5 protein-coding genes are annotated in these 3,177 nt (G+C 60.1%); 1 reads left to right on the top strand and 4 read right to left on the bottom strand.

The features are described from left to right. Window positions 1-226 precede the first annotated feature (226 nt). A complete protein-coding gene (locus WA989_RS03535; protein ID WP_424339138.1) occupies window positions 227-568 on the top strand; it encodes a hypothetical protein in 342 nt (113 codons plus the stop codon). A 118-nt stretch (window positions 569-686) separates the two neighbouring features. On the opposite strand, the gene WA989_RS03530 is transcribed toward WA989_RS03535, so the two are convergent. From WA989_RS03530 to WA989_RS03515, 4 genes are all read right to left on the bottom strand, one after another. Further along, window positions 687-1,259 (bottom strand): hypothetical protein, encoded by a 573-nt coding sequence (locus WA989_RS03530; protein WP_424339137.1) that lies wholly within the window; start codon window positions 1,257-1,259, stop codon window positions 687-689. After that, on the bottom strand, window positions 1,256-2,032 hold the full coding sequence (locus tag WA989_RS03525; RefSeq protein WP_424339136.1) for a hypothetical protein: 777 nt from the start codon (window positions 2,030-2,032) through the stop codon (window positions 1,256-1,258). The genes WA989_RS03530 and WA989_RS03525 overlap by 4 nt, the downstream gene beginning before the upstream one ends. Then, complete coding sequence (locus tag WA989_RS03520) at window positions 2,014-2,766, bottom strand: hypothetical protein (protein ID WP_424339135.1); 753 nt, start codon at window positions 2,764-2,766, stop codon at window positions 2,014-2,016. The genes WA989_RS03525 and WA989_RS03520 overlap by 19 nt, the downstream gene beginning before the upstream one ends. Then, on the bottom strand, window positions 2,763-3,177 hold a 415-nt coding region (locus WA989_RS03515; protein ID WP_424339134.1), incomplete at its 5' end, for a hypothetical protein. The genes WA989_RS03515 and WA989_RS03520, both read right to left, overlap by 4 nt.

Genomic DNA, 3,177 nt, shown 5'->3' with positions numbered 1-3,177 from the left:
GGGGGGGATCGCAGCTTAGTTGAATTGATCGGGCAGAATAAGATGACCAACCGGCCAGCCATACGTTTCACCAGTCGCCCTTTGTTTTAACAAATATCCTTTTTGTTCAACGGCGTAACAATACTTTCAGAAAAGCATCAGGTCTCCTTCAGGATCATCGGTCACCGCCGTGACAGCGTCCCGTCACAGTCAATTTCGACTGCGCCACAAAAGAGGAAAGACGAGGATGACCCGTTTCATCAAGACAATTACCGCCGCAGCCTTCGCCGCACTTGTTGCCGTGCCCGCGTCGGCCGGACCGGACTTTGAAGTGGATTTCCACTATGACCCGATGGCTGCGCCCGGAGACACCTACAAGGCCTTTGAAAAGACAGCCCGCCAGGCGTGCCGCAAGCAGTACAAAGTTACCAAGTCCGGGCACTATCTGGCCCATGCGCGCCGGATCGATCGTTGCCGCGCCGAGCTCCTCGAGAAAGTGGTCGCGGCGGTGAACGATCCGATGATCACGGCCATTCACGGTGGCTGGCCGCCTGAGGCCATCAAGCTCGCCTCGACGGCCGGTCAGTGAGATCTGGAACCTCTGAAAACCCCCGCTCGCCGCTGACCGAGCGGGGGCGTTGCTATTCAAGCGCGGCGCGCTTCGTATCGCTGGAAACCGCGCTCCGGGGCCCGGGGAGGATGTCGTCTCAGTTCAGCGTATGGCTGAAGATGACGGCCCAGGCGGTGGACATGGAAAACATCAGGAGCCCGGCGGTCCATTGTGCCCAGCGGGCCGGGACGAGGATGGCGAGCAGGCTGGCAAGGATGAAGGGGACGTTGCCCAGAGACTGCTGCAACGCGAGCTCTGGTGTCGGGGTTAGGAGATAGACGCCCGTCATTGCGATATATACAGCCAGAAGTCCGAGATAGAGGCCGTAAAACAGCCGATAATTGGCGCGGTAGAACGCCTCCATGTCGACGGGTTTGGCCTCTGGCGTCTCGGGCGAGGCGGCAACGCACATCAGGAAGATTAGGATCGAGGACACGAGAAACAGCGTGATCGTGTAAAGGTCCCAGCTCTCCACGCCGCGAAAATCCCACATGGCCAGCCATCCGATATAGACCTGCGTCACCGCATTCAGCATGGCGAGCGCGAGCAAGCCGGAAAACTGCACCCGGTCGCGCGCGACCAGCAGGGCGCCGAGGCGCGACAGCAGATGGCTGAGCGCCAGCGCGTAGACAAAGGAAAGCAGCAGGAGAACGAGGTCGAAGCCGGTCATCGGCGACGGTCCAGTTCTGCATCGATAACGGCCAGAGCGCGCTGCGCCGCTTTGTTTTGTTCCTCAAGATCAGACGGCGTGGCTGTGTTAAGACCGGCCCATTCGGTAAGTAGCAACGCGATATCGGGCGTATCGGCGATGTTTCCTACCGCGCGCGCGGCGGCTTCGTCTGAAATACCTGGCGGGCAGTCGAGATCATAAGTTTCCGCGCCATCATCCAGAAAATAGCAATTGTTCCAGTAGAAATCCTGCGCATCGAACGGGATGAGCTGGCGCACACGCGAGCGATAGGCGGGCTGGGTGTTCGTGCTCGTCAGGGTCGCATTCTGGGCAAGATAGCCCTCGACGGCATCTACGATCTCCCTCGACTGCGGAAAGCCCTGCCGGCGCATCTCGTCATAAGTTGACCGGTCGACCCCGATCGATTGCCATTGGGAGGCGTGAAAGAAATCAACCAGGATGGGCCAGCAAGCCTCCCCGCAGGGTTCGCCAGCCTCCAGGAAATCCAGCGAACGCTTGCCGGCCTCAACGACTTGCCGGATGGCATCGGCTTTGTGCTCTGTAAGGCGGATGGACGTCTCGATTTCCTGATGAAGCGCCGCGAGAAGCTCGGTCTCCTGCGCCCGCTCGGCCCGCGCCTCGTTCCAGTTGCCGAGCTGGAGACCGATGAACACACCGAACACCACGATCAGCGTCTCGATCAGGACGGTGAACCAGTCCTGCTTGCAGATGGAGGTGGCGAGGCGCTGGAGGATCATTTCGTTATGTCCCATCCCCGTGCGGCGATCTCCTCCGCCAGCGCGTGTTCGGCCTCTTCCACGCGGGCCAGAACGCTTGCATTCCAGTGATAGAGGTTGCGTGTGCCTTCCCGCGTATTGCCGACCGCTGCCTTGAATTCGAAATCCTGACAGGCTGTTTCGATGTCGAATTTCAGATTGTCCCAGCTTTCCCAGCGCCCGGAATCGACGTCTTCCGGGCTGTCAAAATAATAGAAGCGGCGGGCATAGGCCGTCCACGGCCCTGCATGTGTCAGCCATTGTGGCTCGACGCGCAGCTGCTCGTCGGACGCGCGCGACATGAGGTTGATCGCTTGCCGGACGCTGGCGTTCCGGATCGTGTCGAACTGGCCAGAGGCGCGCAGCTGGTTGACGAGGTCCCGGTCCACGATGGCGAAGTTGTATTTGCCAAGTGCGCCGAGCGCTGCGGCAACGGCCTCCCTGTCGCCAGCGGCGACCTCGCAGCGATCGAGGCTCGCCAGGAGGACGCCTTCATTGGCGACCTGCGTTGCCAGAAAGCTGTTCGAAGACCGGATCGCTTCGGCCGAGCGCTGCATATCGTCATGCAGCCGCAAAACGTACTGGCGCTCCATGGACCGCTCGATCCGAGCCTCGTTCCAGTTGCCGAGCTGGAGACCGAGAAAGACGCCGAGCACGACAATCAGAGTCTCGATCAGGACGGTGACCCAGTCCTGTTTGCGGATGGAAGTGGCGAGGCGCTGGAGGATCATGGTGCCGCCTCCTCCTCGGCTTCAATGCCCAAGACCTGATCCAGCACATCTTTCAACTGTTCCAGGCTTTCATCGACGCGGGCATTGTCATGGACATGGTGGCCAAATGAGGTCTGGGCGATTTCCAGGTCAATCAGAAACTGTTGCGAGGCGCGCATGGCGGACAGGTCGCAACTGAATTCGCCCGGTTCGATCGAACTCTCATCGACGATGGTTGGCGCTGTGACGCGGATCAAGTCGGGATGCCGCGTCGTCAATGGCGTCACCAGTTTGGATATCTGCGCCTGCGAGTCGCGCGCGCGAGATCTGGTCAGCAAATAACGACTCAGGGACTTCGAAACTGCCGTGTTTCGAATAATGGACGTACGCCCGGAGGATTGCAGCTCCAGGAGGGACCCCAAATCGTCCGTC

This window comes from Henriciella sp., from assembly GCF_049649345.1.
Lineage (GTDB): Bacteria > Pseudomonadota > Alphaproteobacteria > Caulobacterales > Hyphomonadaceae > Henriciella.
Note: the sequence above shows the minus strand (reverse complement) of the source record. Positions and strands in the feature narration are given on the sequence as shown.

What these genes read in the sequence shown, in the direction of transcription:
- WA989_RS03535 (WP_424339138.1), top strand. Translation starts at nt 227, where the DNA reads ATGACCCGTTTCATCAAGACAATTACCGCCGCAGCCTTCGCCGCACTT.
- WA989_RS03520 (WP_424339135.1), bottom strand. Translation starts at nt 2,766, where the DNA reads ATGATCCTCCAGCGCCTCGCCACTTCCATCCGCAAACAGGACTGGGTC.
- WA989_RS03525 (WP_424339136.1), bottom strand. Translation starts at nt 2,032, where the DNA reads ATGGGACATAACGAAATGATCCTCCAGCGCCTCGCCACCTCCATCTGC.
- WA989_RS03530 (WP_424339137.1), bottom strand. Translation starts at nt 1,259, where the DNA reads ATGACCGGCTTCGACCTCGTTCTCCTGCTGCTTTCCTTTGTCTACGCG.